This is a genomic window from Syntrophorhabdus sp., assembly GCA_012719415.1.
Taxonomy (GTDB): domain Bacteria; phylum Desulfobacterota; class Syntrophorhabdia; order Syntrophorhabdales; family Syntrophorhabdaceae; genus Delta-02.
Genome location: JAAYAK010000014.1, coordinates 1 through 1,695, shown reverse-complemented (window position 1 = coordinate 1,695; position 1,695 = coordinate 1). Strand labels below are relative to the sequence as shown.

The following is a 1,695-nucleotide window of genomic DNA, read 5'->3' as shown; positions in this document are numbered from 1 at the left end:
ATCTCCGGGACTTGTCATGAAAAATAGCGAAGCCGGCCCGTTAAGGTGGGAGTAGGAAGGTTTTTTCGGGGTCACGGACCGGCTCGTTTTATCTCTCGCTATTTCAATACTCTTTATCATGATCTTCCAGCCCGTCTCGTGCGTCATGCATTGCTGCATGTTCGCCGCAGGCCGTTCATTCATCCCTTCGAGGTATAATCGTAGAAACCTTTTCCCGTCTTGCGGCCAAGCATTCCGGCCATTACCATGCGCTTCAATATCAACGGGGGCTTCACCATCGGATCCTTCGTTTCTTCATACATGTGCGTGCTGATCGCGTACAGGACATCGAGCCCGAAGAAATCCGCCAGCGCTATGGGCCCGATCGGGTGGGAAAGACCCTTTACGGCCCCGAGGTCGATGTCTTCAGCTGTCGCTATTCCGCTCTCGACCATGCGCACTGCGTTCAGCACGTTGGGTATCATCTGGGCATTGACGATGAAGCCCGGGGTATCTTTCGCGACGATCACGCTCTTGTCCACGCTCTTGCCGAACTCAACGGCCATATCCATCGTTTCCTTGCTTGTCTTGACACTTTCCATGATCTCCACAAGGGGCATAAGAGGCGGAGGGGTAAAGAAGTGTATGCCCACAACCTTCTCCGGCCGCGAGGTGGCCATCGCCATATCGATCACGGGAAGGCAGGACGTGTTGGTCCCGAAATAGGTCTTCGGCTCGCAGATCCTGTCCAGCTCCGCGAAGAGTTTTTTCTTCAGTTCCATATCCTCGAAAATACACTCTATGACAAGGTCGCAGTCCTTGTAGACGTTCATATCTGAAGAACCTGTGATGCGACCCATCGCGTCATCCATCTGCTGCTGCGTCATCTCGCCTTTCTTGACCTTCTTGGCTAGTCTGTCCTTTATGACACGTATCCCCTTGTTGACCGCTTCATCGGAGATATCGGTGGTGACAACGTCGTATCCTGACACGGCGCAGACCTGAACGATGCCTCCGCCCATGAATCCGCAGCCTACCACTCCAACTTTTCTGATCTTCACAGTGCACTCCTTTTCCGGGCAGCCCCTCCGGCGTGGCGACACTTCCACCACGCCGGAGGGGCTGCCTGCTGATACCCTAGATCTTCGCGCCCACGTCGCGGCCGGAGTTCATGGCCTCTCTCAGCCTCTTCTTCCCTCCTCCGCCGGCGCTTTCACCAACAACGTACACCTCGGGAACCTTGCCCTTCAGCTTGTCGGCAAGTTCCATGTTCTCTTTCAGGCCAAGGGCCAGAAGGACCGTGTCGGCATCAAAAAAGACCTCTGTTCCGTCTTCCCTCGTCGCCTTGACGCCCTTGTCGGCGATCTCTTTCACCTTCGTCAGGGTCTCCATGGCGACGCCGCCTTTCCTCAACATGTCCATCTCGACCCACCTGGTCACGGGACCGATATCCGCGCCGAGACGTTTCGTCTCCTCTATGATCCGCACCTGCTTTCCCTTCTCCATGAGGGTCAGCGCAAGCTCGCAACCCGCGAACTGGCCGCCGATAATGGCAACCCTTTTCTTGATGGGGAAATTGAGGCCCAGCATCTTGCGCATGAGAGCGGGGCTGCCTGCCACGTCTTTCCCGACCTTCGCGGCCAGTGTCCACATGAGGCCCTTCTTCGTGCTCTGGCCGCTTACAAAGGCCTCTATGTCATGACTCGATATCACGTT

2 protein-coding genes are annotated in these 1,695 nt (G+C 55.9%); both read right to left on the bottom strand.

The features are described 5' to 3' along the window. Window positions 1-179 precede the first annotated feature (179 nt). Window positions 180-1,040, bottom strand: a complete 861-nt coding sequence (locus GXX82_00590; protein NLT21523.1) for a 3-hydroxyacyl-CoA dehydrogenase family protein — start codon at window positions 1,038-1,040, stop codon at window positions 180-182. 76 nt (window positions 1,041-1,116) lie between these two features. Continuing rightward, window positions 1,117-1,695, bottom strand: a 579-nt coding sequence (locus GXX82_00585; GenBank protein NLT21522.1) for an FAD-dependent oxidoreductase, incomplete at its 5' end; no start/stop codon positions are given.